This is a genomic window from Photorhabdus machadonis, assembly GCF_052657765.1.
The window spans coordinates 4,705,788-4,731,953 of the sequence record NZ_CP199761.1; the positions used below are offsets into that span (position 1 = coordinate 4,705,788).

15 protein-coding genes and 1 pseudogene are annotated in these 26,166 nt (G+C 47.8%); 2 read left to right on the plus strand and 14 right to left on the minus strand.

The window, feature by feature from the left end; all coding sequences use genetic code 11:
- Positions 1 to 2: 2 nt before the first annotated feature.
- The 6 genes from ACUN2T_RS22670 to ACUN2T_RS22695 all read right to left on the minus strand — a co-directional run bounded on the left by ACUN2T_RS22670 (position 3) and on the right by ACUN2T_RS22695 (position 11,887).
- Positions 3 to 800, minus strand: a complete 798-nt coding sequence (locus ACUN2T_RS22670; protein ID WP_445495157.1) for an ABC transporter ATP-binding protein — start codon at positions 798 to 800, stop codon at positions 3 to 5.
- Between the two features lie 110 nt (positions 801 to 910).
- On the minus strand, positions 911 to 2,065 hold the full coding sequence (locus ACUN2T_RS22675; protein WP_445495158.1) for a histidine decarboxylase: 1,155 nt from the start codon (positions 2,063 to 2,065) through the stop codon (positions 911 to 913).
- A complete protein-coding gene (basC, locus tag ACUN2T_RS22680; protein ID WP_445495159.1) occupies positions 2,043 to 3,398 on the minus strand; it encodes a putative histamine N-monooxygenase in 1,356 nt (451 codons plus the stop codon). The genes ACUN2T_RS22675 and basC overlap by 23 nt, the downstream gene beginning before the upstream one ends.
- 1 nt (position 3,399) lies before the next feature.
- Positions 3,400 to 7,881 (minus strand): amino acid adenylation domain-containing protein, encoded by a 4,482-nt coding sequence (locus ACUN2T_RS22685; protein WP_445495160.1) that lies wholly within the window; start codon positions 7,879 to 7,881, stop codon positions 3,400 to 3,402.
- A gap of 90 nt (positions 7,882 to 7,971) precedes the next feature.
- Positions 7,972 to 8,931, minus strand: coding sequence for an ABC transporter substrate-binding protein (locus ACUN2T_RS22690; RefSeq protein ID WP_445495161.1), 960 nt, complete (start codon positions 8,929 to 8,931; stop codon positions 7,972 to 7,974).
- Between the two features lie 106 nt (positions 8,932 to 9,037).
- Positions 9,038 to 11,887, minus strand: a complete 2,850-nt coding sequence (locus ACUN2T_RS22695) for a condensation domain-containing protein (protein ID WP_445495162.1) — start codon at positions 11,885 to 11,887, stop codon at positions 9,038 to 9,040.
- A gap of 263 nt (positions 11,888 to 12,150) precedes the next feature.
- On the opposite strand from ACUN2T_RS22695, the gene ACUN2T_RS22700 reads away from it, so the two are divergent.
- Positions 12,151 to 14,244: a TonB-dependent receptor gene (locus ACUN2T_RS22700; protein WP_445495164.1), complete on the plus strand. Its 2,094-nt coding sequence runs from the start codon at positions 12,151 to 12,153 to the stop codon at positions 14,242 to 14,244.
- Positions 14,245 to 14,381: 137 nt separating this feature from the next.
- Here ACUN2T_RS22700 and ACUN2T_RS22705 read toward each other — a convergent pair whose 3' ends face one another.
- From ACUN2T_RS22705 to ACUN2T_RS22730, 6 genes are all read right to left on the minus strand, one after another.
- Complete coding sequence (locus ACUN2T_RS22705; protein WP_445495166.1) at positions 14,382 to 14,723, minus strand: cupin domain-containing protein; 342 nt, start codon at positions 14,721 to 14,723, stop codon at positions 14,382 to 14,384.
- A gap of 124 nt (positions 14,724 to 14,847) precedes the next feature.
- Complete coding sequence (gene dhbA, locus ACUN2T_RS22710; RefSeq protein ID WP_350304695.1) at positions 14,848 to 15,594, minus strand: 2,3-dihydro-2,3-dihydroxybenzoate dehydrogenase; 747 nt, start codon at positions 15,592 to 15,594, stop codon at positions 14,848 to 14,850.
- Complete coding sequence (locus ACUN2T_RS22715) at positions 15,591 to 16,475, minus strand: isochorismatase family protein (RefSeq protein WP_445495167.1); 885 nt, start codon at positions 16,473 to 16,475, stop codon at positions 15,591 to 15,593. Before ACUN2T_RS22715 ends, dhbA begins: the two co-directional genes overlap by 4 nt.
- 11 nt (positions 16,476 to 16,486) lie before the next feature.
- Positions 16,487 to 18,109 carry a (2,3-dihydroxybenzoyl)adenylate synthase gene (locus tag ACUN2T_RS22720; RefSeq protein ID WP_445497960.1) on the minus strand — a complete coding sequence of 541 codons (1,623 nt, stop codon included), beginning with the start codon at positions 18,107 to 18,109 and terminating at the stop codon, positions 16,487 to 16,489.
- Complete coding sequence (locus tag ACUN2T_RS22725) at positions 18,103 to 19,272, minus strand: isochorismate synthase (RefSeq protein ID WP_445497961.1); 1,170 nt, start codon at positions 19,270 to 19,272, stop codon at positions 18,103 to 18,105. Before ACUN2T_RS22725 ends, ACUN2T_RS22720 begins: the two co-directional genes overlap by 7 nt.
- Positions 19,269 to 19,904 (minus strand): hypothetical protein, encoded by a 636-nt coding sequence (locus ACUN2T_RS22730; RefSeq protein ID WP_445495168.1) that lies wholly within the window; start codon positions 19,902 to 19,904, stop codon positions 19,269 to 19,271. The genes ACUN2T_RS22725 and ACUN2T_RS22730 overlap by 4 nt, the downstream gene beginning before the upstream one ends.
- 482 nt (positions 19,905 to 20,386) lie before the next feature.
- Between ACUN2T_RS22730 and ACUN2T_RS22735 the strand changes: the two are divergent.
- A pseudogene (locus ACUN2T_RS22735) lies at positions 20,387 to 20,653 on the plus strand (IS1-like element transposase); the annotation flags it as partial.
- 264 nt (positions 20,654 to 20,917) lie between these two features.
- Here the strand turns inward: ACUN2T_RS22735 and ACUN2T_RS22740 are convergent.
- Both ACUN2T_RS22740 and ACUN2T_RS22745 read right to left on the minus strand, forming a co-directional pair.
- Positions 20,918 to 24,949: a DUF6137 domain-containing protein gene (locus ACUN2T_RS22740; RefSeq protein ID WP_445495169.1), complete on the minus strand. Its 4,032-nt coding sequence runs from the start codon at positions 24,947 to 24,949 to the stop codon at positions 20,918 to 20,920.
- Positions 24,950 to 25,671: 722 nt separating this feature from the next.
- On the minus strand, positions 25,672 to 26,127 hold the full coding sequence (locus ACUN2T_RS22745) for an Lrp/AsnC family transcriptional regulator (RefSeq protein ID WP_445495170.1): 456 nt from the start codon (positions 26,125 to 26,127) through the stop codon (positions 25,672 to 25,674).
- Positions 26,128 to 26,166 lie beyond the last annotated feature (39 nt).

Consider the following 26,166-nt stretch of genomic DNA (forward strand, 5'->3'; position numbering starts at 1 on the left):
TATCATACTCCAGACTGACTTTCAGGGTGGTTTATGCCCGGATAAGGCTGACAGATAAGGCTGCCGTTGTAACTGAAAATATCGACCGGAATATCGAATACGCGCCGGATATTATCTACCGTTATCGTGTTATTGACAGCACCTGCTGCAATAACGCTGCCAGTATTCAGCATCACAACATCATCGGCAAAAATCGTTGTTAGATTTAAATCATGTAACACTACAACGATGGTTTTTCCGTGCTGGAGTGAGAGATCGCGAACCAGTTTAAGCACTGTGTATTGATATTTGATATCCAGGTGGTTCACTGGTTCGTCCATAAGAATGATGTCAGTGTCCTGTGCAAGCACCATCGCCACCCATGCGCGCTGGCGTTGCCCTCCTGAAAGGGAGTTGACTTGAGAGCCTGCCTTATCGGCCAAGCCGACGATTTCCAGTACATCATGAAACAATTTGCGATCCCGCGAGGATGGCCCGCCGAAAAGCGAATTGCGCCCACAAGCTGTCAGCTCGATCAACTCTCCCAATGTCATGTAATCCGGGCAGTGACATTCCTGCGGCAGATAAGAGACTCTTCGAGCCAGCGCTTTACGGCTTATCCCTGTAATCAGCTTACCTTCCAACAGAATTTCTCCGCTTTTCAGGGGAATGAAACCCATGATGGACTTCAGAAGTGTCGACTTACCGCAGCCATTAGACCCGACGAGTGCAGTGATGCGCCCTTGAGCAAAGTCTACTGACAAATCATGCAATACGGTTTTCTTGCCGTAAGTTGCGGTGATATTTTTTGCTGTAAGCACCAAAGGCTCCTTCAGTTTATCTTATATAAAATAAATTACAGTGTAATCGTTATGATTTGGCTAGCATACCAAGATCACAGGGCAAGCCCTAATGTAGTTATTTTTACCTCTCACATGACAGCATCCTGCACTTGAACTATCTGACGCGATTCCGCAATAACATCGTTGATTAATGCATCGATTTTACTACTGTCGTGATGATGTGCCGTAGTGATTAGGTGAGCAATATCTCCCGACGTTGCCAAACAATGCTTCTTCCAGACGGCTGCTGACGGGCATGGAAATACCACCGTAATGGAGTTGTCATGACGCCAGGCGTCTATCCCGGCAGCACGAAAACGCTTGACGGCATATTGTGCCATCTCCAGGCAGTGTTTGGTGCGGTGCTGCCAATCAGCAAACGAGTGACTGCGAATGGCCGCCCATATCATTAGTGGTGTCTGGCCATTACGTGAACCTGAGATGGTCTTGTCTTGGGCCGAAATGTAATCAACATCGACTGTAATTCGCTCAACGTTTTTCCGTTTTGCAACAACAATCCCGCAAGGAATGGGGGAACCTATCATTTTGTGCCCGGAGACACAGATGGAGTCGATACCATCTGCAAAGGTAAAAGGCTGCGGGTTATCTACGAACGGCAAGATCATCCCACTTAAGGCAGCATCGGCGTGTAGATAGTAATTCTCGCGAGCGATACCGACTTGCTGCATACTTTGTTGAATGATCTTTATATTATCCACCGCACCGCGCAATGTCGTACCGATATTGACAAAGATGATTGGGTGTGGTTCTTTATGAGCGATGATCTTCTGTATCAGGTCATTATAATCTATCTCACCAGTGGGTAAGGATTCTACTAAACAAGATTTGATACGCAGTAATTTGACGATTTTTGCCACCGAATAATGCGTATCTTTTGAATAATAAAGAGTCCCTCCCGGGAATAGTTCTCGCCCAAGATAGCAGCCGAACATATTACCTTCCGTTCCTCCGTTGGTAACATAACCCCAACTGTCTTCGAAAGGGATTTTGAACAGTTCAGCAAAGTATTTCATGACTTCTTTTTCGAACTCAAAAGAGTTTAAGAGATAGTTGCCCTCCACTCCCCAGTCACCACAATTGTTGATAGAGAACAGCATGAATCTCTGTAAATAAGAATAATCAAAGTCTGAGGACTCAGGATAGCCGATATTGAAATACTGGTTTTTAACACAGTAATGCCAAAACGCATCTAGCCTGTTCTTATCGGCAAAGGACAATGTCATCTTTATCTCCTGTATCGTAACACTCTGGCAGATCAAAGCCCTGGAATGACGAGTTTTGAGGCAAACGATAATACCCTCGCCCAAGAAGCTGGTTGGCAATGATCCCATTGCGATACGCGCCAAGCCCCAGATCGGGAGAGCCAATACCGTGCTGAAAAATCTCAGCATTCTGGACGAAAATAAGGCCTTTTCCTTTATCAAGGCGCTGAGCGCTAAAGTCCTCTTTTACAATAAAATCGCCATAATCATCGGTTGCAAGCACGGTATTTTTGAGTCCTTCTAACCATTCGGGGCTGGTATGCTCATAACCTGTAGCAGCGACAATAGCATCGGTTTCAATGACGCCGACTTTATCGAGATGCCGATGACGAAAAACGACCCGCAACGCCTCAGAGTCTCCTGTGTTTTCTACCTGCTCGACTTCGCAATTTGAAACAAGCAAAAGTCCTGGATCGCGACCGCCGATGGAACCTTCATACAAAATGTCGAAGATATCTGCGATAGTTGAGGTGCTGATACCTTTATAAAGTCCTCCTTGACCCGCCACGATCTTGCGGCGTTTCTCTCTTGTTATACGGTGAAAATGGTTCATGTAGGCCGGCGTGAAACATTCCTGACCGAGTTTCGACGACTCCATAGGATGAAAACCGGCAGATCGCGTAATCCACTGGATTGAAGCACCAGCCTCTATCATTTCAGGCGTCAACGCATTGTGGAGCGCCAGCACGCATTCAGCAGCACTTTGCCCTGAACCAATTACCGTGACACGCCTGCACGTTGAGAGTTGTGCACGTCTGTTTATGAATTCCGCCGAATGAAAAATAGGCGCTTTGGTCTGGATTTTAGCCCACTCAGGCAGAAACGGAGCGGTGCCTATACCGATAGCCAGGTGACGACTGTAATACTGGTGCGTCGGTCCCGTATGAGACTTACTTTCAATAATGAAATGATCGGAAACCGGATCATAAGCCACATCAATAACATTTTCACCGAACTGGCAGGAGGGAAGCCGCTGCGTCACCCAGCGGCAATAATGGTCATATTCCTGGCGTGGGATCTGAAAGTTTTCATAATAGTAGAATTTGTAAAGACGATCATGTTCATGAAGATAATTAAGAAAACTCAGAGGGTGTGTAGGCTCAGCCATTGTTACTAGATCCGCGAGGAATGGAACCTGCAGCGTTGTACCGGGTAACAGGAGCCCCTCATGCCAGCGAAACTCAAGCTTACGTTCGAGGAAAAGGCTGGTCAGATCAGAATGTGACGAAAGCAGTGCCGCCAATCCCAGATTGAAGGGACCAATACCAATACCGATCAGGTCAATATTATTCATATTAATAATCCGGGCTGTTTTCTAAAATTTTTCCATTAAGATGCTGTTCGACTTCTGCCACGTTACGGCAACGCAGCAATTGCGAGAGCGAAAGCACGATCGCAAATTTCTCATAGATCCGTGCTGAAATTGTTTTCAGATGCTGAGGACGCAGCCCCATGCTGATGAAGTCGCTGTCTCCATCGATGTGGCTAGCGTGTGATTGGCCGAGCACGTCCAGATAGATTTCCAGCACCTTCTTTTTCATCGCTGTTTCTCGCGCAGGGAAAGAGTCGTGCCGAATAGGAGGTTGTTCATGCACCGATTCCGTCAGCAGGCTGCGTGCTTTAGAGCGATCAGGCTTGCCATTTGGTGAGAACGGTAATTCGGTGACCGGCAGGATCCGTGTTGGGATATGCGATGGTGGCAGACATTGGCAGGCATATTTGCGCAATTCTGCTCCTGACAAAGCATCCTCTTGTGGCGGCACATAAAGTACGCCGATGGAAGTCTCACCGTGCATTTTCTCGCCATAGTCCACAACAAGAACATGCTTAACCGACGGGTGGCGAATCAGTTCATTCTCGATGTCAGGTAACGAAATACGTACTCCACGCACCTTGACGTAACCGTTGACACGGCTATCAAAGACAATGATGCCATCACGACGATAATGCCCGTGATCACCGGTCCGGAATGCACGGATCTCTTCTCCGTTCGTATCCTTGATGGTCACAAAATCAGTCTGAGTGAGGCTTCCGTTTTCCAGATAACCCAATGCGACATTGATGCCTGCCGTATGAATAAGGCCAGTAACACCCACCGGACAATGGTCGCCACGCCCGTTTAGCAGAAAATAGCTGTTAGCCGGTAAGGGCCTTCCATAAGGGATCAGGCTAACGTCGTCCAGCCCTATTTCATGCCATATACTCCATATAGTCGTCTCTGTTGGTCCCCCCAACGAAATCAACCGTACTGATGGCAGGAGTGTACGCAGGCTGCCAATAACAGCTGGTTTGATGTAATCGCCGCCCTGAGCAATCAGTCGCAGGCTTTTCAATTCATTTCCCTGGCGACACGCGAGAAGCATTTCCAGAATAGCGGGCACAGAGCACCATAATGTCACCTTGTGCTTGGCAACTAACTGGTTCCAGCGTAGTGCATCTTTTTCTTCACCGATAGCGGGAAGAACAAGGGTCGCACCTACAGTCAGGCAGCCAAAAACGTCGAAGACCGACATATCATGATGCAAAGGCGTGACAGAAATAAAGACATCCCGGTGCGTTACGGACCATTCGTCAAGAGTGCTGGTGATGACATTCGATGTTGATTTATTGGATAAAACAACGCATTTCGGCCTTCCGGTTGTCCCGGATGTGTAGAGGTAATAAGCGGGCGCTTCGCTTGATGAGAGAGCGTCAAGCATAAGCGGGAGTTCCGCCAAGGGCTCGGCAGACAAGAGTTTTTCAGGTGTTTCTGCTGGATGTTCAATCCCTTCTCTTTTTGTCGTTACCACAAGGTCTGGATGGCAATTTTCAAGGAGATAGCGCAGTCGCTCTGAGGGCGAATCTGCGTCTATCGGAACCCAGATCACCCCCGTCAACGCACAGGCTAGGGTCACAGCCGTGTGCTCAGGCCCACGGTGCATACAGAGGGCAACGACACTACCCTTGGAAAGCCCTTTCTCCATGAAAGCTCCCATTATTCGACGCACATTACGACCCAGTTCGGCGTAGCTGACATGCCTGTCGCCACTGATAAGTGCCGTTTTGGTGTTTTTGCTGTCGAAGATATTGGCGGCTATCCGGCTAAGAAACCGCCCACAGTGAAAATCAGCTTCAATGCCGTTCAATCGATAGTGGTTCGTATCGATAATCTCCTGCGCCGAAATTGCGAATACGCCTGAAACTGCGACAGCCTGTATTGCCTTGCCTATAGCGCTTAAAATGTCTCGAACGAGAGCCGATTCAATCGCCGCAGTGGCATAATCGATGTCAAAGATAAGCGCTTTGTCTGCATTGATCGAAAAACGAATATCCATCGCGACTTGTGGTGTCTGCGTCAGCCCACTATGCCACTGCATACAACTGTCCTGACCTGATACCGGCCACGAAAGTCCGTTGGTAATCACCACCGGTAAAACAGGGCCAGCACCATGCTTTTCAACCAGAAGCCGGGTAATGTCTATACCTGAAAATGCAAGATGTTCTAGCCCTTCCAGCACATCATTCTGTAGGGTGCTGGCTCGCTCAGAAAGGTTACCCTGCTCAGCATTCCAGTTGACCACAATAAAACTTGAATGATTACATAAAACACCGGATACCTGCGGCGCGACGGGAACGCCGATGAATAAACTCTTCTCTTCGATCCAATGGGACATAACCTCAAGTACCAGCGTCATGATAGTAGAATTCTTGAAAAGCATTTGTTTGGCGCCAGCTTTCGACACTGCGATATAATCTTCCCGTGCTACAATCAGGCTTTGCCGTGCATAGAGGGAAGTACCTATTTGCGCCAGTGGTTTTGTCCACGGAAATCGTAGTGGACCGCTGACTGCCTCAAGCTTTGTTTTCCAATACGCTTCATCCATCTTGCGCCTTTCAGAGATATCTTCTCCATCCAAGGGGGAATCAGTATCCGCCACGATTGATACCTTGCCCTCGAAAAGCTCTACCATCAGGGCGGCTATCGACCGTCCATCAAGGATCAGTGCGTCGAAACGAACAAATGCGATCAGATTATCCTCTTCCGGTTTATTCTCCGGCAAACGGAACAGCGTGATATCCCACGGAGAGCGATCCAAGTCGAAAAGCGCATGTGCAAATTCTTCACGGTGGTTTTCCACATGACGGAGTGCCTCTTCCCGTGACAGGATGCTCAGGTCTATTTGCTGTAAATTGATATCCACTTCTGCGCTAACATATTGGACGAGTCGCTTTGCATCTATTCGAGTGCGCAAACTTTCATGACGTTGAACCATGTCCGCTAGGTGATTTTGCAGATGTGCCAACTCCATGCGTCCGCGGTACTCGCGAAATTCTTGCATCGCAACACCACCAAGCGGTAATTCTGCTCGCCGCCCAAGCAGATATGCCAGTTGCAGGGAGGTTAATGGTTTTTCCATACGGTTCTTCCGGTCGATTTTTACAGTAGAGTCAGTAGTTCTGATTCTGGCTATCGGTGATGGGGCTGTTATTTCATCGGGTGAATGTATTGCCTCATCGAAGCGTTGCGGATCTGTAGCGATTTCACGGACGAAATTGACAAAACTGTCGAACATTGGGGTTATCCATTCTTCTGGCAGTATATCCAGACGAATGTCCCAGTTGATGAGAATACCACCGTCGGCGGAAGCAACTTGTGCGTCAAGCGCAACTTGCGGACCTTGTGAAATAACCCAGTTCATGGGACCAAATGCGCGCCTGACACGATCTGAGAGAAGCTCTTCCCCCGGTATATCCAGTGCCGCAGTGAAAACGACAGGAGTCAATTGCGTCGCACCATGATGCCGGGAAAGATCGCGCATCAGATTCACACCAGGATAAGCCGAATGGGCAAGCAAATCGGTCAGTTGCCCGCCAAGCCGTTTACAAAGGTCAGCAGGGCTTTCTGCTTCATTGATACCCACGCCGACGATGAGCACATTAGAAAAATCGCCGACGATCCTCTCCACGCCATCCACAAGGGGGGAACGCCAGAACATCGGCACATTGAGCCGAAAGCATTTATCTCCGGTATGCCTTCCAAGAACAATAGAGAAAAGTCCCAGCATCAAGCTCGACATGGTTACCCTGTGTGTTCGGGCAAGCCTTTTCAACGCCTGACGCTCGTCTGGCTGGAGCCATGCCGCCAGCCGATGGCTGCGAGCCTGATTGGGCAAAGTTTTGTTAATAGGCAACACGGGGGCCGGCGGAATGTGCGGAATACGTGAGCGCCACCAGATTCTGTCCCTTTCACGGGCAGCTTTTAGATAGGGTTCGGTGCGCACCTGGTCGCACCAGTTGAAATACGACGCGATTACCGGAACCGGCTGATCCGGGTTATCATAAAATATCGCCAGATCCTCCATTAATACCCTGAAACTCGAAGGATCGATAGCTATCATATCTGTATCGACATGCAGGCGAAATTTGCCGCCATCCCGCAGACTGAGCGAAAAACGGGACGCCTGACCGGAAGAAAGATCAAGTTTCTGATGGGTCCACTCCACGCGTTTAACAAGAAGTAACCTTGTCTCCTCTTGTGCTGGTAATCCCCTAAAATCCTCAATCTCCAGCAATAACGACTCACCGAATGGAGCAACAGACTGAAGCCCTTCAGCGCTGACACAGAGTCTTAGCATGGGGTGCAGAGAACAAACGCGTTCCAGAGCCTGTTTAAATCGTTCTACCTCAATGTTATAGCCGTCGAACTCAGCATAAAGATGCGCGGCAACGCCTCCCAAATCGGTCTGAACGTTACGCCCGACCCAGCAGGCTGCCTGCATTGACGTTAATTCTCTCATAGTTTATTCATGTAGTTGAAAAATTCTGATTAGTAAGAGCAAGTATAAAAATAAGTTGAATTCACATAGCCTCTGGCGGACTGGATCATTTTATTGCTTTGTCTTAGCCCATTCTCCCACGGCTCTGAGAGTATGTTCCGCACTAGCAAACGTGGGGGTAAAAACTTCGCCTGTGTTAAGAAAAACAATCCGTTTTTCGCGAGCGGGTTTCATATAGTGAGTCCATCCAGGCACAATCCGATCAAGTGCAGAGCGAATAGCGTTCTCATCGAGCTCCTTGCTGCCCCAACTGTTGAGTACGACCAGAACGTCCGGATTGAGTTCGCCTAATTTGTCAGCGCTCAACTGTAAAAGCAGTTGAGATGAGGAGGCAGAAAGACCGCCTTGTGCCGAGAGATTCAGACGGGTGAAACCAAGATCTTCCAATGCTTGAGTGAAACCGGTTGCTTCGCCGACAACATTGATCTGATCTGTTACAAGGATCGGCAAATAGGTCTTATTAGCCAGATTTTCCGGCAAAAGGGCGCGTGTTGCTGCTACGCGTTGTAAATACATATCCCGCCGTTTTTGAAAATTCTGCTCACGTCCGGTAAGTTTGGCCAGATTTTCTTCAATATTGAAATTATGGAATTTTCCAGAAAGGAAATTTTGTAGATAAACAGGAGCGACCGTTGAAAGCTGTTTTACCTTGTCAACATCGAATTCTGTTCCAATAATGAGGTCGGGTTTAAGCGCGTAAAGTTTTTCCAGATCGATCTCTCGGCCAGAACTGATGCCTTGTGGTTTTGTGTACCCTTTACCGAGCACACTATCGACGAAATCTGCACCAAACTGATAGGTGCCATCTTCCGAACGGCCATAACTGCCGACCGGTTGAACGCCCAGCTCCATTAGGGGCAGACCGATAGCTGGCTCGCTCATCACCACAATACGTTGTGGTTCCTCAGGAATAACGACTTCCCGTCCCATAGCATCCGTGACCTGCCGCGTTGCGGCAAAGGCCGATGTTCCCATCAAGCACAGTAATATGACAGTAATAGCAGATTTCATAATATTTTCTCTTTCAGAGCGAAATAGGGTTATATGGCTCGGTCAGGCAACAAACCACCCTTGACCGAACCACATCCATAATGGTTGGTTCATCACCCCATAGACATCACACAGGAACTTGAGCAAGAGGGAGGCTTGAGACCTCAGGTGTTGTGAAGAATGCGAAAACTTTATCTATTGTTTCACGGATGCGCTGGACGTGTTCTTCAGGGTAACGATCCGCACGGTAAGTTATCACCAGTCGCATTATTCTTTCTCCATCAATGACATCTTCCATGATCTCGAATTGAAGACCAAACATGGATTCTTTTTTATCGGGATCAATTTGCCGGTAGCGTATATCGTTACCAGACGGGGTCTTAAGGGCACCATTCAGCGCATTATTGGCATGAATCTGAATATAAACGTCGAATATCAGGCCATCCTCAGGTGTCATCCCTAACGATTGTTGAATAAGATCGAGCGGTATATCCGCATACGGCATGGAATTATTGATAGTGTCTCTGGTGTCTTCGATCAGTGCGCCGACGGATTTCTCTGGATAGAATTGCAGCCGATGAGCAACCATGGTGGTAAAATAACCTACTGTTTCATAGGTATCGGGATCGGTACGACCCGACGCAGAGGTACCTATCACGATATCCTTCAGATTGCCAAGCTTGTATAGCGAAAGCGCAATTGCAGCGTAGACGACACTGAACAGGGAAGCATTATTTTGCCGAGCAAAGGAATAAAGACGATGAGTAATTTCAGGTTTAGGTTTGTACTCGATCCAGCCGGCTTCTGACGAACTTTCATGCGCGGTGATAATCTTCCGGTTGTCAGATAAGGCGAGTTCTAACCCGCGCGTTGCATCACGCAACATGTTAGTCCAGTAATCGAGATGCTTTTGATTAAAACCGCCTGTCTGCTGTTGCAGAGCAAACTTATGGAATGACAATGCGGTTTTTTTCCAGACAGGAGACATACCTGCGGAACGCGCTAAATAAGCCTGGGCAAGTTCTTCCATCAGGACGTTCAACGACCATTCATCAATAACCATATGATGAACGAGGAATGACAATATTTGACGTCCGGTTTCTGGATTGCGGATCAGCCGTATTCTGATCGGCAATTCGCGGGAAAGATCGAATTTATAAGCAGCTTCGTCATCAAGATGTACACCTTTGCTTTCGTGACTGCGCCAGAACCACTTATCATTGGTCACGTCCGACATGGCGACAATCTGCTGACAGGCCTCACCATTTTGAACATGGAATAGGGTGCGCAGGCTGGAATGACGCTCGATAAGATCAGAAAAAGCCTGCTCAAGGAGCGTTTCGTCAACCTCATCAAGAAAATCCAGCGCGAATGGCAGGTTGAAGATGGTGCCAAATTCATAAGCGTTATAGGCATTCCAAAGAGAGGTTTGTGCGAGTGCCAAGGGTGCCGTCAAACGATCGTTTTGCGTCTGCGCCGAAGGCTCCGCGTCCTTACTCTGATTTGTTATCACTGCACGTGATGCCAAGGCGGCAGCTGAAGGGTGGCTGAAGAAATCACCGAAATGCACTTCCAGCCCGTGCGTGCCACGTAGTTTACCGATAATGCGCGTTGCCAGCAGAGAATGACCGCCACAGTCAAAAAAATCATCATCCAGCGTCATATCTGTAACGGCCAAAGTTTCACGGAACTCTGACAATATGATCGCTGCTATTTCATCAGTACCAGCGGAGATCTCCTTGCCGGGGGCGTTGTGAGCAGAATGCACCGCAGTGCCAGACACAAAGTTCGCGATTAAACCCGCAATGGCATCTTCACCACCTTTAAGAAACGACACAAAACGATTTAGCAGAAACTCGCCGGTATGACCGGAAATCGCCTGGCCGGTTGTTAATATAAGGCTAATTTCTTCTGTACCTTCACACTCTGTTGCCAGTTCAAAATCAGGACGCATTTCATAGGTTGGCAATAGGATGGGCTGGCTCAGTAAGCTCTGTTGTTCAACCAGACCGTTCGGACGAGATAGCAACCGAACATATACCCAGGACTCATCACTCCCTGTTACGGGAGTACCGGAGAGAAGATTATCTTCGTCTGGTTGCGCCTGAAGCCTATCCATGACGGATTTGATGATCTGTGTTTCCGCCATGCCACACTCGATAATAATGCGGCGGAAACCGTCCGGCTGTAACAGACAAAGTGCAATCTTTTCTTGACCACCGAGCAGGCCAATGAACTGAGCGAATCTGACTGAAATCATAGCCGACACACAATGGGGCAGTCTGTCGCGAGAAAGGGACGTTTTCAGTTCATTAATTTTAAGTCCTGTTTTCCAACGCAGTGCGAACCGATCTTTATTCAGGTCGGCTGTTACATCAAAAGAGGAATGAATGATGCTGTTCTCACTATTGCAACAGCGTAGCCAGGATACGAGAGAAATCGCCTTTCCGTCGAAAGGTAGTAAGGAGACACGTTTTAGGGATGGGGGCTCTACACAGTGACCGGCATAAGCGCGGATCAGTATTTCGAGTATCTCGTTTTCATGACAAGTTTGTGCCAATATCTCGTGCAAAATAAGAGATAAAACAACTTCATTATTTTTTTGTATTATCAATACTTTAAATGGCGGATGTCGCTCAGGGACCCAAGCAGATGCTTGCACAGCCAGTATCTGCTTGATCATGTCTGTATGTGAGCTGGCATGGGAAAACTCAAGGCATGCCTGCCAGCCCACGACTCGGGTTTTATGCAACTCACCGTCATCATTTAGCTCATAGCGTACGTTCAGAGCCGGTATTGCTTCAATAACAGACTGAATAGCATGTACCATCATTGAAATATTAACATTGTCATGAAGCCGCCAGGCTGAGAGCTGCTTGAAAATTCGGCCAGGGTTTTGTTGCTGTAGTAGCCAGATATGTTCTTCATAACGGGATACGGATATGTGCGATAACTTTCCTGAATCAATATTCAACATGGATTTTCTCGTTTTATCAAACTGAACGATCATTTTTTACAATGCACTAATACGAGCCAATATCCATTAAATGCCACATAGGAGGGCTAATGCTGCCCACAGGATGTGCGTTGCAATGGCTGCCGTATTTGAAACGAACTGACAAATATACAATTGACAAATGAAGAGGTTAACATAATATTGTTAGCCTGTGAATGATAATGATAATGATAATGAGAATGAGAATTATATCCATAAAGACAGTCACACCTATTGGTGTAAAGATGGGGAATCTGCTTTTTTCACGCAGAAAAGTGTTACTTAGCAGTGCGATTTTGTTTTCCTTATCGTCCTTGGGAGGCCAAGCTATCGCTTTGACTCAAACAGAGAAAAACAAAACGGGGAACGATAACGCCGATGTCATCACGGTAACGGGTGAAAAAACAGAAAGAACTTTGCAGAGAACGTCAAGTTCAGTCACGGTTATCTCCAGGCAGGAGATACAGAGTAAGCCTGAGGCGACAACCATCGTTGATATTTTGCAGGGTACACCCAATGTGCTTTATACCAGCAATACAGGTGCGCCGAGTATTCGCGGTATTGAGACAAACGGGCCTCTCGTAGGAGGAAATACCTTTCTTTCTAAACCCATACCGCGAGCGACCATCAGTATTGATGGGCGTTATATCAGCTCCGCAGAATTTAGTTTGGGGAGAGGGCCTGTTTGGGACGTGAATTCAGTAGAAGTATTCCGTGGCCCACAAACGACGACACAGGGGGCGAATAGTATCGCCGGTGCGGTTATTATCAAGACTAACGATCCCACCTTTACCCCCGAATTCGATGGGCAGATTCTATACGGAAGCCACCAAAAGAAACGTGCTTCCTTTACTGTCAATGGCCCATTGACAGAAGATCTCGCAGTACGCCTCGCCATGGATTACAGCGGCAGAAATACATTCATTAAATATACCAATCCCCGTTTCTTTGATTCTGATATGAACAAAGATTTCGAAAATCTGGATGTTCGCGTTAAGGCGCTTTGGCAACCGCTGGATAGTCCTTGGTTGGTCAAACTGACCTACTCCCATATGACAGCAAAAAGTCCTGATAGTGAGTCGGCGTCGTTGCCCTACAGCGATTTGAAAAACTCGACTCTAAGCACCAACAGAGCTAAGACCAATAGTAATATCGGTATTTTAGATCTTCAATATACGTTTGAAAACGATATGGTGTTCTCCAACCAGCTCCAATATTCTGCATCGCAGTATCGTTACACTTTCACGAAGATGCTTCCAGGTATCGCGAATCGCGATTCGAACAATGTTTCCAACGAAATGCGTTTGAACTTCGGTGATGAATATTCAACCTGGAGTGGAGTGACAGGGCTCTATTACTCGCGTGACAAGGCCTGGAATGTGCTTGATAATCTGTTGGGCAAGGCAGACGCCGATCTGACTAACACCAGTGTCGGCCTTTTCTCAGAGACTACCAGGCGTTTTGCGGAAAAATGGGCTCTGACTGGCGGTTTGCGTTATCAATATGACCAAGTCAAGCATGAAGGGGTCACCAGCTATGTACCTGGTGTCTATCATGAATATAGCAAAGGATTCCATGCTATTCTGCCGAAAGTTTCTCTCGCCTATGACGTTACTGACGATATAACCGTCGGTACTCTGATAAGCAAAGGCTATGCGCCGGGTGGTACAGGTGTGAATTTCTCTGGGCATTCCTATTACACCTTCGCTCCAGAGAAGGCTTGGAATTACGAGTTGTTTGCGCGTGGTAAAGCGCTCAATAACCGATTGCTGGTAACCGGTAATATTTTTTATACAGATTATAGAGGGTTCCAGAGTTCTGTAGAGGATTACACGAAAGACAGACCTAACGGTTCTATCCTTGTCAACGCCGACAAGGCGGTAACCTATGGACTTGAGCTGGGGGCAGATTATCAGGCGCTGGACAATCTTCGCCTACGCGGTGGGCTTGGATTGCTTCATACCGAAATCAAAAAATTCGCCGATTATCGAGGCAACTTGTTTGAAGGAAAACAATTCGCTAAAGCGCCTGGCTACATGTTTAACGTCGGTGCTGACTGGAACATCACCGAAAAAGTTCGTCTGAATGGCAATCTTCGTTACGTGGATCATTACTTCTCAAATGACCAGAACAATCCCGAGTTGCGCGTCAGTTCCTATTTAGTTTCCAATCTCCGTTTATCATATAATCCGACCAACAATCTGGAACTCTTTGCTTACGGAAATAACATCTTTGACAAACGTGTGCCGACATACAAATACCATGATCGTACAGCTGGGTCTTCAGGATACATGCTGGAACCGCGTGAAGTGGGTATCGGTGTGAAAGTACTTTTCTAAAAAATCAGCACTGACCGCGCCGACTTGTAGGTGGTAGGAGCAGGGGGGAGCTAATCAGTCGCTCCCCCTGTTTCCATCTCAAATCACGCGTGGCACTGATTATCTGAATTCACGACCTGACAATGTTTATTAATAATTTATTGGCCTGAATTCGCGACTATATATGGTTCTATTAATAGCAGCTTGGTTAATTCCTTAGACGAAGGCTTACTTTCTTCCCCTTTAGGTACCACAAAAAACTCACCTTGCTTTATTATTACATGATCATTTTTAAAATCTATACGAAGTTCACCTTCAATAACCATAAACACCTTGTCTTCATCTTCATGTGTGTGCCATATAAAATCACCCTCAGCCAGCAATATGATTATCTTATATTCGCTTGTTTCAGCTATCACCTTCGGTGACCAGATTTCTTCTATTAAATCAAACTCTTGTTTTAAATTATTGACTTTTCTCAATGCTGCAATATGGCTCATGTTATATCCCTTTCCTTTAACTCGTTTTTGGTTTAAATTTTTAATACTGACCCATTCCATGTAATTATAGTCTTTCCGTTTTTTATAGTGGCATACAGGTAAACAGATTTAAACATTCGGTTTATCAGGCGCCGAGTGTAGCGCCCCCATCAATGACAATATCTTGCAATGTTATGTGGCTTGCTTGGTCGGAGGCCAAAAACAAAATGACGTTGGCTATTTCGTCGGGCTGTGCGATTTTCCCGAGTGGAATGCCGAGTTTAAATTGTTCGGTAAGGCCGTTGATCAGACGCTGATGTGCCATATCATCATCGTTGAGCATTCCCTCCAGCATTGGAGTCAGTGTGGAACCGGGTGAAACAATGTTACATCGTACCCCAAAAGGCGCCAGTTCCAGCCCCACACTCAGGCACAGGCTACGCATCGCAGCCTTAGAAGCGCAGTAAACTGCCATATTAACGCGCGGCACGTGAGCTGCGTTGGAGGCTATTGAGACGATATTGCCGCTGCGCTGGCGCTGAAAGTGTGGAATGAGGATTTTAAACAAATTGAATGCTGCGCCTGCATTAACATTGATTGAGCTTTCCCAGTCTTCATGGCTTAACGTTTCTGCGGAGCCGAGGCGCAGAATTCCCGCACCGTTAACCAGCACATCCAGCCCATTTGCCTTCAGCAATGGAGGGCAGGTTTCTTGCACCGCATGGGCATCGCTGACATCCAGAATGAGCGTCTCAAACGGCATTGAATCAGGAAACTTCAGATCGAATCCAAAAACCCTCGCTCCTGCCTCGTGAAAACGGAGGGCTGTTCGGGAGCCGATACCGTTCCCTGCTCCCGTTACCCAGACGGTTTTTCCCTTGAATCCGTTCATTTCTCTTCCAGATCGCCGTTCAGCAATGCGAGCCAGTTTCGCAACGTTGGTTGTTTCATCAGCATGATAAAATCAATTTCGTACCCTTCCTGACGGCACTTTGAGACGAAGGACATTGTGCGTAGCGAGTCTAAGCCGTAATCAAGCAGGTTTTCGTCATCATCAATGTCGTGTGCATCTTCGTCCAGAGCGGGTTGCAGTATGGCAAGCAGACGTTCGCGATCCCATCTACGTTCTGCTGCGGGAGGCGCGAGCTCCGACAGAGCCATAGAGGTACTCAATACTTGTCCGGAACGGCCCGCAGTATAGCGGAGCGCCATCATATGTTCTTCCAGACTGAAATCCGCCAGCGCATCGCTTATAATAAAAGCCTGTATATCGCGCATAAAGGCATCAGTGGCAGTGGTTAAGCAGCCGATATGGGCGTACACGCCGCAGATCATAAGCTGGTCGCGCTTACATTCTTGCAGATAGGTTTCCAAGTCAGAGCGCTGAAACGCGCTGTAGCGCCACTTCACCAATACAGTGTCCTTCAATTCGGGGGACAGTGCTGCCGCGATTTTTTGCTGTTCTGGATAGCGGTTCAGGCCGGGCCCCCACATATCATTCAGTAGCGCTCGATCGACGTCGTTCTGTTGGCTCGGCTGAGCTGTGTAATACACTGGAATACCGAGCTCATGGCAACATGCGCGCAGAGTAACTATGTTGTCGATAACCTGCTGAATCATCTTGCTCTCTTCCCCCCAGAAGTTGAGGAAATATTCCTGCATATCGTGAATCAACAGAGCGGCACGCTGTGGCTCCAACCTCCAGTCGACTTTATTCGCAGGTAAGGCGGTTTCATCGGGCAGGATATAGTCCTGAAGTTTAGGAATGCTCATGGCATATTTCCTCAATTTTCTAAGGTGGCGCTAGCAAGTGCACGTAACGCCTGTTTGTTGATTTTTCCTACCGGAGTGAGCGGCAGCTCAGGTAGACTTTCAAAACGATCGGGGATCTTGTAGTCAGCTATACCCTGTTCACGTAACCAGCGGCGCAGCACGGCTGATTTCACGGATTCGCGTTCGCGCGTTACCACATAGGCGCAGGTTTTCTCGCCCATTAGACAGTCAGGAATAGCGACCAATGCGGCGTACACCACCGCCGGGTGGCGCAGCAACAGGTGTTCAACCTCTTCAGCGGCAATTTTTTCGCCGCCACGATTTATTTGATCCTTCTCACGTCCAACTACTTTCAGATATCCGTCGGGAAGCTGAATGACCACGTCGCCAGAACAATAAAACCCGTTACTGTCGAACACTGTCTGGTTATGTTCTGGGCTTCGGTAATAGCCCCGAAAGGTGTATGGACCTCGGGTCATCAGCAATCCAGGCTCTCCGTACGGTACCGGGAGGCCTTCTCGGTTTGCGACCCATACCTCATCATCCTCACTGATGGGGCAGCCCTGAGTTGTGAAAGTATGCGCGTCGTCATCGTCTAGTCGGGTGTAGTTCACCAGACCTTCTGCCATACCAAATACCTGTTGGAGCTGGCAGCCCAGCTCCTCTGGAATGCGTCTGGCCAGCGTTTCGCCCAAAGGGGCACCGCCGACCTGCATCACTTTCAGACTGGAGAGTTCATTAATGTGGCCTCTGATATTGGCATATTCCAGCCAGATGCTGACCGCAGGTGGCACCAGAGCGGCAATATTGATCTGATGGCGGGCTATGACCGGAAAACATCCATCCGGACTTGGATCGGGGACGAGGATAACTTGACCACCTGCATAAAATACGCCCAGCGCGCCCGGTGAACTCATAGGATAATTGTGTGCGGCCGGCAGTGCGCAGAGATATCGGGTTTTGCTGCTGATGTCGCAGATCGGATTGCTGGCGCGGATACTGTAATAGTAGTCGTTGTGGGTGCGTGGAATCAGCTTGGGAGTACCAGTGCTGCCACCGGAAAGCTGGAAAAATGCGACCTCATCCGCTGGCGTTGGCGTGGCCGTGAAGTCTCCCGGCTCTTCCGAGATCAGGCATGAAAGCGAACGGTTCGAATCTGAACCCTCATGGTGAAGTACCACGATATTCAGTTCCGGGCACTTGGCTACCAGAAGATCAATAAGAGCATCATCATGAAACTGGCGATGCTGGCGATCAGCAATGAGTATCTCTGGCGTAATCTGGTGCGCATATGCAGTTAATTCGCTGCTCTGGTGACTATAAAGCGCGTTAACTGGCGTCACACCCAGGCGCAGTAAGGCAAAAAAGACGATATAAAACTCAGCCTCGTTGCCAAGCTGCACCAGCGCGGTTTGTCCCTGACGCACGCCGCGTCGGTGCAGGGAGGCGGCGAGTCGGTTTACTGCTTCATTAAGCTCTCGATAACTCCAGCACCGTTCCCCGCAGAATAGTGCCACGGCATCGTTCTCGCGGTGAATATCGAGAATCTCGCTCAGCGGGCGATCAATCCAGTACCCTTTCAGGCGATAACGTTTAGCCAGATCCTGGGGCCAGCGGTTGAATTCAATCATAATGTCTGCCCCTGTTGTGTTGCAAAACCAAGTGCACTCAACATGGTGTTAAATTTGGTGCGGGTTTCCAGCCATTCGTTTTCCGGAACAGAGTCCGGAACAATGCCCGCGCCGGCGAATAACTCAATCTGATGGGGCCGAACTTTGCCGCAGCGGATCGCCACAACCCATTCCCCATCTCCTCGGGCGTCACACCAGCCGACAATACCACCAAACCAGCCGCGGTCGAATGGCTCCAGCTCGCCGATCAGGTTGCGGGATGAGGTATAAGGAGCGCCACATAATGCAGGCGTGGGATGAAGTAGGCAGGCAAGAGACAGCGCGTTATCGCGATCATCGGACACTATACCCTGAATCTCAGTAGCGAGATGCCAGAGCGTAGGCGTACTGAGCAGCGAGGGTTCTGGGATCGTCAGAGACCAGCAGAGATCCGTCAATTGGCGGCGGATAGCCTCCGTGACCACCAGATGCTCATGGCGATCCTTTCCGGAGGCCAACAGCTTTTCCCTGGCATTTCTGTCACTGGCATCATCGTCGCCTCGCCGTGCTGAGCCGGCAAGAGGACAGGAGTGCAGGACATTGCCCTCTTTACGTAGCAGCAGTTCAGGGCTAGCACCAATCAGAATACCATCCGCCAGCGGTAAGTGAAAGTTGTAGCTCTCCGGATTCTGTCTGTTGAGCTGCATCCATAAGCTCAGAGCGCTAAGCGGGGGGATGCTTTCAATCTGTAGCAGGCGCGACAGCACCACTTTATTCAGTGCACCGATGCGCAGCGGATTCAGGGCGTTCTCCACCATGGTGCAAAACGCATCGTGATCTGGAATGCAGTGAGCTTGGCCCTCCACCTGCACCGGAGAGTCGGAGAGGTTAAAGGTGTGGCGATCGAACCAGTAGCAGGTCTGTGGGACAAACAGCGAACAGGGGTGGCGCTTGTCAAACGGAATAGCTCCTACGACAATGGGATTTTCTACTCCGGCCTGCTGAGTCTGACGAAGCAACTGTTGCACCTTCTGTTGGAACCCGCCTTCGACACGATGTCCAGATGCGGCGGGATGTGTCAAGGTGGCGAGGCATCCCCGGGCGAGCAGGCTTTTGTGGGGCGATAGAAAGATAAAGTCATCTTCTTGCAACGAAAGAAGGTCATTGGAGATACCAGACAAAATCAGGTTCCTCTTGTTGGTGTAGGGGCCAGCCTTTCCCCCCTTCCTGAGGGGAGAAAAATACTGACGGCAGCGTAAGGGCGAGCCGCCAGCTGTGCCGGATACCAAGTGTTACCAGCTATAGCTGACCGTGGAGAACATGCTGCGGCCGTAGCAGTGGCAACACGCCTCTTTTCCGCAGCAGAAGGCGACATGGTGAGGTTGTTGACGTTAAACTGCACGGATGCGCTTTTCAAATTAGAAGTATTTTCTCTTAGTTCATTGCTTGTCATGTAGCAAAGGCGGTGGATTACAACTTCATCGTTGTGGTTAGATGAACATAGATAATTGGTGAAGGCACTTTTGGTGTAATTTAGTGCGTTGGATACGAAAGTCGCTCTTTGGCGATCCATCTGGTCACGAGTAACCACGGAGATTGTCTGCCGTGTTTTGAGAAGTAGAATCGCCGTTTTAGTGCCTGATACGCGACTTTTCGCTACAATCTTTTTCATTGGTAGCGTTACGCTTTTCAGCTCCGCGGCTGCATCCCTCATGATCTTTTCCCCATCGCTAGCTGCATACGCCCCGTCATATAACGTGGGTGTTGAAAACAGTGTCACCTGAAACCCAAACCCTGTGCGTTTGGCGATGATTTTCATCACAAGTTTTTTTTCTTATCTTAAACATAATCAAACACCGTCTGATTTGCCTTATAAAAATATTTAATAACAATTAATTTGTGCTGCTTACAGGCAGCACCGGAAATCCAATTTACAAAACGTTCATCAGGAAGAGGTATGAGCTCCTGAGAAGGAAAACGCCATTACAATAATGTAAATAAAAATGATAATCAATATGATTTGCATTATTGATTATTGCGTTTTCTTGTAAAAATTTCTATATACCCTATGGATTTCAAGATGAATCGCGACGGCAAGGGAACGAATCCCCGGGAGCATAGTGAACGATGTAACCAAGGTGAGTGAGTGCAGCCAACAAAGAGGCAACTTGAAAGATAACGGGTATAAATATGGCAATAGAGAAAAGTCATGCGACTATTGCGTGGGTATAGCGAGGGATTTTGGGTCGTGACATCAATTTATTGAATCCGGTATAGGATGCCTATTTAGAGAACATTCAGATAGCAAAGATTGATGTGACCTGCTCATCTTGTTGTGCCGTTAAAAGAGTTCACCGCAATGGACGCTCTCGTTCTGGTCATTAGCGTTACCTTTGCCAAGCCTGCCGTCATTCTTGGCAACGGGCATTCACTTATACTGCATGTCATCCCGGCACACATAAGCAAATAGTCGATATGGTCATGAATGGCATGGAATGTCGAGCAACAGCACGTGTTATGGGCATTGGCCTGAATACTGTCCTTCGTCACTTAAAAAGCTCTGCACCAAATCATGGAATGAGGATTGATTATTACATAAATCTATTCATGACGACACTATCTAATACTACAGCCGTAGATACCAGAAAGTTGCATTTTCCTTGATACTCACAACTCTGAGAAACCGTATGAATTAAGCTTTTCTATGAGTGCCCCTTCTGTTGAAAAAAGGAAGTACGGCTGTAGTACTAAGTCGCTATTTTTCTCAGGCAACAAGGCATTACTCTCCAACGGTAGCTCGACACGTTGGATTTCAGAATTTGTCATGCTATTCTAGCTGTTTTGGGATGAAAATAATGTTGACGAAGTAGATGCACGCGCGGTAAGGGCATGACTCACAATTGCCGAAAACTCATCGATCTCTATTGATAAAGGCTCGTATCGCAACCATCCCAAGGTGCAGTCAAACAGTGCTTCCAGACGCACCACAAATTCAATCGCATCGCGTGGAGGGATCTCCAGCCGTCCGCGCTCGATTAATTCTTCTGCATCATCACCTGTCGTATCGCAGGCGATTTTGATAATCAATTGCCGAATGTAATTCACTGATATTGACATGATTTCTGCCAAAATCTTTCTGCATGACAGACATCCTGATTCGCATTGAAACACGCTTGAGTCAGACGTTGTGCATGCAATGGCACGAATAATAGCAATAGGGTCAACTTCCGCCAATTTAAAACGGCCTCTCTTCTCTGCTTCTGTGTGAACCAGAGCACGTTGAATATAGGTTTCAATTTCCTCTGTTATGCCATAGGGCACCAGCCCTAGCTGTTTGACGCATTGCTGGCATTGGTTGTCAGAAAGTAAATTAGCATGATAAGCAAGCAGATATTCCTTGCAGCGCTTAAATTTACTTTGCCAACCTATGACTTCATCTGCAATTGTAGAGACAGAGTCTGCATTCACCGCTATTTCAGGAACATGGTGTAAAACCAAATCGCGCAAAGCCACATTTTCCGGCACTGCAATCAGTTGTTGCAATGTGGCCGCCAGGTCACGACGATGTAACAGACTTACGCCTATTCGTTCAGCGGCAACCGGTGATAACGGCGCTTGTACCATTCGATTCAGTGTCTGTTCTGGCCACATCGCTGCAAGCAGCAATCCCAGTTGCCCTGCTGTGGTGTGAAGAACCACCCACTGGTTTTGGTCAGCTTCTATTTTCTCCAATTTTTCAACAATACAGTGAAAGCTTTTCCAGGCACCTTCAAAACCGGCAATACAAGCTCCAGTTATCTCATCACGTACAGACTGATTCAGGCAAAGTGCTGCTAGCGTTGTGGCAAAAGGCAATGAATAGACTGTGATACGTTGAATGGAGAAATCAACCATTGCCCGGTAATTAACATAAGCACGAAACAGTTCATTCCAGGGAGAATGACCAACCATTTCATACACATGTGAAACTTCATCGTTAGGAACATATGAAAAGTCGTAAGCTGTATCGAACAACACTCGTAACCAAAACACCAGCTGATTTAGATCATCAGCTTGCCAATGTGCATCATCGGTACGCCGCATGCGCAAGAAAAGTGTCCAGGTGCCTAACTGACAAACTCGATTCAGTGATACTCGCCATATAGGTTCCCACTCGACAATACGCAATGCCAACGCTTCGAATACATGTAAACGACCAATGTCCCCTTCCGGCGCATTCGGTAGTTCGGCAAATTCAACGATCAGCTCCTTCTCATTAAAGAGGAAACTGGCCTTATGTACTACAAAGGGGAGTGAAATCTCCAGAATGTTCCGCGTTAACCTCAGCAAACAAGAGCGTGCATCACCAAATCCATCTGCGATATTTATCAGTTTGCGTAAGGAGGCTGGCAGTTCAGCCCCTGATCCGGTTCGGAAACGAGCCAACATCCACTGATGTAAGAGATTGTGTAGTTGATGCGCATTTTCTATAGGGAGTTGATCAGGAGCCATATTGCCAGCAATGGGTATGAAAACTTGCCAGCGTAAGAAGTCGTCGCCCAAACATTCCACCATGTCTTCTTTTAACTCAAGCAAAAAATTGTCTGGCAGGGATTGATGACGAGCACGCTCTATCCATCTTAAGAAAGAGAGCAATGCCGCCTCCTCCTCCGCAGAAAGAATCGACAGTTGAGCAAATGCAATCCAACCACTTAGCAAATCCAGGTAACGCTGATGTGTGATGGGATCACACCGATCTACCACATCGGTTAATACCGCTTTAAGCACCTGATCATAAGTATCCACCAAATCAATACGACAGAGTCCCTTCAATGTTAGTAAATTTGCTTTATGTAAAGTTTCCATTAGGTTAGCGGTGGCTTGCAGTAAATCGGCTACTTCGCGGGCTCCAGCCAGTGCAGCGGCAGCCTTAAAACGTTTCAGCGGAGTCAAAAAAGCCAGGTAGGCGGCAAATGCTTTGGGTGCACATACCAAGCTAGCCAGCGCAGTCGGTGCTAGTTGGCTGTGATGCATTACCTCTAATAGCGAAGCCGGAGAAAGCCCAGACTCTGCTGCACCGACTAGGGAATGTACAATGTTTAGCCGATCAGTATTTTCGTAAATGGGCAGAATTTCTGTATCGGCGAGTACATGGAGTATACATTCCAGCAACAAACGCGCATCACCATACGGTGCGATTATCGCAGCATCAACCCATGGGGCTAATCGGATGAATGGTAATTTTTCAATCCATGCTTCAGCTTTGATTAACTGCATCAGTAGACGCAGATCATTCAGTTGGGTGATCCTGTCTGCAAGTGTTGGGATGGCCTTACATAAGCGCGATAACGCGGATTGCGGACTGCTTTTGGCGGTGAGAGCGCAAAGATAATCTGCTGTTGCGTCAGTTGTCAGCCCATCAGAGGGGATAAACTCAGTGACTCTCTCGCCTACCTGTGCGAGAAGCCAACCTGTCAAACTGGGACTCCGAACAGCATTACCACTTTGTAGCCAAGTGTCTGTTGGGAAAATCGTGCGCTGTTTAAGTGTGGTATAACTTTTTTCCGTCAGCGCAGGTAAACCGGTCAACGCATTTTGTAAAAGATCGGTCATGCACTGAGAGGTAAGTTCCGCTACTGGCAGGGATTCACTGTCGTCAAACACACGTTGTACTGAGGCAGGCAAATTAACCGATTCGGCGGCTTCCGTTTTCAGTTCGATAAGCGGCTTTTGCGCACTAAAGTAAGCCAGTTCCCCCATACTATCAATGACGACCCAGAGAACAGAGGGTAGATCCGTTAGTTGGGTAAGAAAAACCGGTAAATTTTGTTGGCGGAACATGATGCCTGCGTGTTCACTAGCCACTCCAGATTCAACGAAGACAGCGGCAAGCGCCGCTTGCACAGACGGGGAAAGATGCAGGTAACGAGACCAGGCATCGTCCAATGTCGATGCAGAAAGGAAGCTACCTAAAGAGGGCGCTGAAGGATGCAATAGTGCTGTCACCGGGACAACCCGCATACAACGCATCAGCTCGGTTCGTACCTCGGCTGTTAACCGTTGAACACGACGTTCAAGCGTGTAACCAGGCGCTGGACGCACCTGTACCAACCAAAGTTTATCTACGTGCACTTGACGTAATTGTGTGCCATACCACAAGGGAGCGGCTAATGTCGGCCAATGATAAGCGACCGAGTTTGCCCTTGAACCGGGTGATTGCGCCGACGCAAAGCCAAAACCAAACGCCAGTTCTCCCCGGATGCCATCAGAGGCGGCCAAGGTCAGCCCAGTGGCCGATACCAGACCATGATCTGTTTCCAATACCCATTCAGTATCTAATGCGACTTCAGAAAAATGTTGATGCAACTGCATGATAATTTCATACAAACCATGACATACATCAGCGGTCAGATAGGGTGCCTGCAAGGGTTCTACCTGAGGAGGGATACCTTCAATCAATCGCTGAACAAAACAGGCAATTGGCTGCGGTTGATAATTAGGATTCATTAGCCGTTGTTGTGCAACAGCCTGAGGGTCAAATCCACTAAAAGTAACTGCTGCAACAGTATCGGCAAAATCCGCTATGTGATGGCAAATTACACTGATATAGCCCCCCGCATTGACGAAAATTGCACCGTCCTCCAGACCTGCACTACGAACAATCCAGGGGGGCGGGCCACATACTTCCTCTACTTGTTTAATCCAATCGTGACGCGCTGTAATATGCTTACTGTAAATAGTGCGCAACAGCGTAGCATCAGCACATGGAGAACCCTCTGTGATAGCAAGCGCTTCATTGGCAGGAAGCGCCACCAAAGGGGGAATAAGAGCCGAGAAATCAATGTGCCGGGCAAGCTGTTGCAATCGTTCAAATTTTGCAGTCATACGTTTTATTTTCTTACCTTAAAGCCAGAACCCCAAGTGAGTCTTCGCGTTGACAAGTACGAGTTCCGTCAGTTCCAGTCGGAATGTGTAGGCTTTCAGAATGAGCATATTAATTCAGGGTATCCTATCATATTGCCGCAATATTACAGACCGGGTGGTTATTTTCAATGCAGAAATACCTCCTCAACCGCTCCCGCTATGCCGCTTTTCACCAGTATGAGAGGCAGGCAACAAAAGTCCGTTCCTGAGTTTCGTTTTCATTTTGCAGGTTTATGTGACAATGCTCGACGTTGTGAAACACTATACGGGCTAACGCCCCATCAAAATTTCTCTCCCATCCTATATCAGCGGGAGAGAAATTTCGACGGAAAAGATGGAAAATATAAATAACACACATATTTTATGAAGCTCTATTTTTCCATTATATGGAAAATAGCTTTTAAAACATTTCAAGCTTATTGATTAATAAAGGGTGGATTAGACACATGCAGTGGCATCGATAAAAACAATAGTTAGCAAGCTTAATAGCGCATTAATATCGGTATTTATTTCCATATAAGAAAATATTTAAAATAATTTTCACCACTAATCATAAATATATTTCGGATGAGCAACTTTGTATTTCCTACTAATCAGCATAAAAAAATATAAGCGAATATGGAACGCGCTTAATCGCCGCTCAAAGCAAACCAACAGAGCGGCATATCGCTAATTTAAATATCCTATGTCAACGGAAGAGAGCGATCCTGAATAACGGTTTTCATGACAAGTGTAGATATGAGCCGCTGAACACCGGGCATGCCAGACAACCGTTCGTCATAGAGCTTCTGAAAAGCCGGCAGATCAAGCGTAACGATGTGCATGAGATAGTCAGGATCACCGAAAAGCCTTTGCGCTAGGATAATCTGCGGTATTTCCGTGACGGCATCTTCAAATGACCTGATTGCCAACTTGTCCCCCTCACGCAAGGTTACGAATACAATCGCGGAAAAGTTAAAGCCAAGGCTGCTGGGATCAAGATGAGCACGATAGCCTCTGATAACCCCTGATTGTTCCAGTGACCGTACCCGACGATGACACGGTGAAAGGCTGAGACCTACCCGTTCAGCAAGGTCGGTCACGGAAAGACGGCCATCCGCCTGTAGCTCAGCAAGAATCTTGCGATCAATCTTGTCCATTTGGAAGAATTTCTCTTTTATCTGCATCAAAACAATCAA

Bases quoted from the DNA above. Each gene is read 5' to 3' on its own strand.
- ACUN2T_RS22675 (WP_445495158.1), bottom strand. From the start codon at position 2,065: ATGACATTGTCCTTTGCCGATAAGAACAGGCTAGATGCGTTTTGGCAT.
- ACUN2T_RS22705 (WP_445495166.1), bottom strand. From the start codon at position 14,723: ATGAGCCATATTGCAGCATTGAGAAAAGTCAATAATTTAAAACAAGAG.
- ACUN2T_RS22700 (WP_445495164.1), top strand. From the start codon at position 12,151: ATGGGGAATCTGCTTTTTTCACGCAGAAAAGTGTTACTTAGCAGTGCG.
- ACUN2T_RS22685 (WP_445495160.1), bottom strand. From the start codon at position 7,881: ATGAGAGAATTAACGTCAATGCAGGCAGCCTGCTGGGTCGGGCGTAAC.
- dhbA (WP_350304695.1), bottom strand. From the start codon at position 15,594: ATGAACGGATTCAAGGGAAAAACCGTCTGGGTAACGGGAGCAGGGAAC.
- ACUN2T_RS22745 (WP_445495170.1), bottom strand. From the start codon at position 26,127: ATGGACAAGATTGATCGCAAGATTCTTGCTGAGCTACAGGCGGATGGC.
- ACUN2T_RS22690 (WP_445495161.1), bottom strand. From the start codon at position 8,931: ATGAAATCTGCTATTACTGTCATATTACTGTGCTTGATGGGAACATCG.
- basC (WP_445495159.1), bottom strand. From the start codon at position 3,398: ATGAATAATATTGACCTGATCGGTATTGGTATTGGTCCCTTCAATCTG.
- ACUN2T_RS22730 (WP_445495168.1), bottom strand. From the start codon at position 19,904: ATGAAAATCATCGCCAAACGCACAGGGTTTGGGTTTCAGGTGACACTG.
- ACUN2T_RS22695 (WP_445495162.1), bottom strand. From the start codon at position 11,887: ATGTTGAATATTGATTCAGGAAAGTTATCGCACATATCCGTATCCCGT.
- ACUN2T_RS22740 (WP_445495169.1), bottom strand. From the start codon at position 24,949: ATGACTGCAAAATTTGAACGATTGCAACAGCTTGCCCGGCACATTGAT.
- ACUN2T_RS22715 (WP_445495167.1), bottom strand. From the start codon at position 16,475: ATGAGCATTCCTAAACTTCAGGACTATATCCTGCCCGATGAAACCGCC.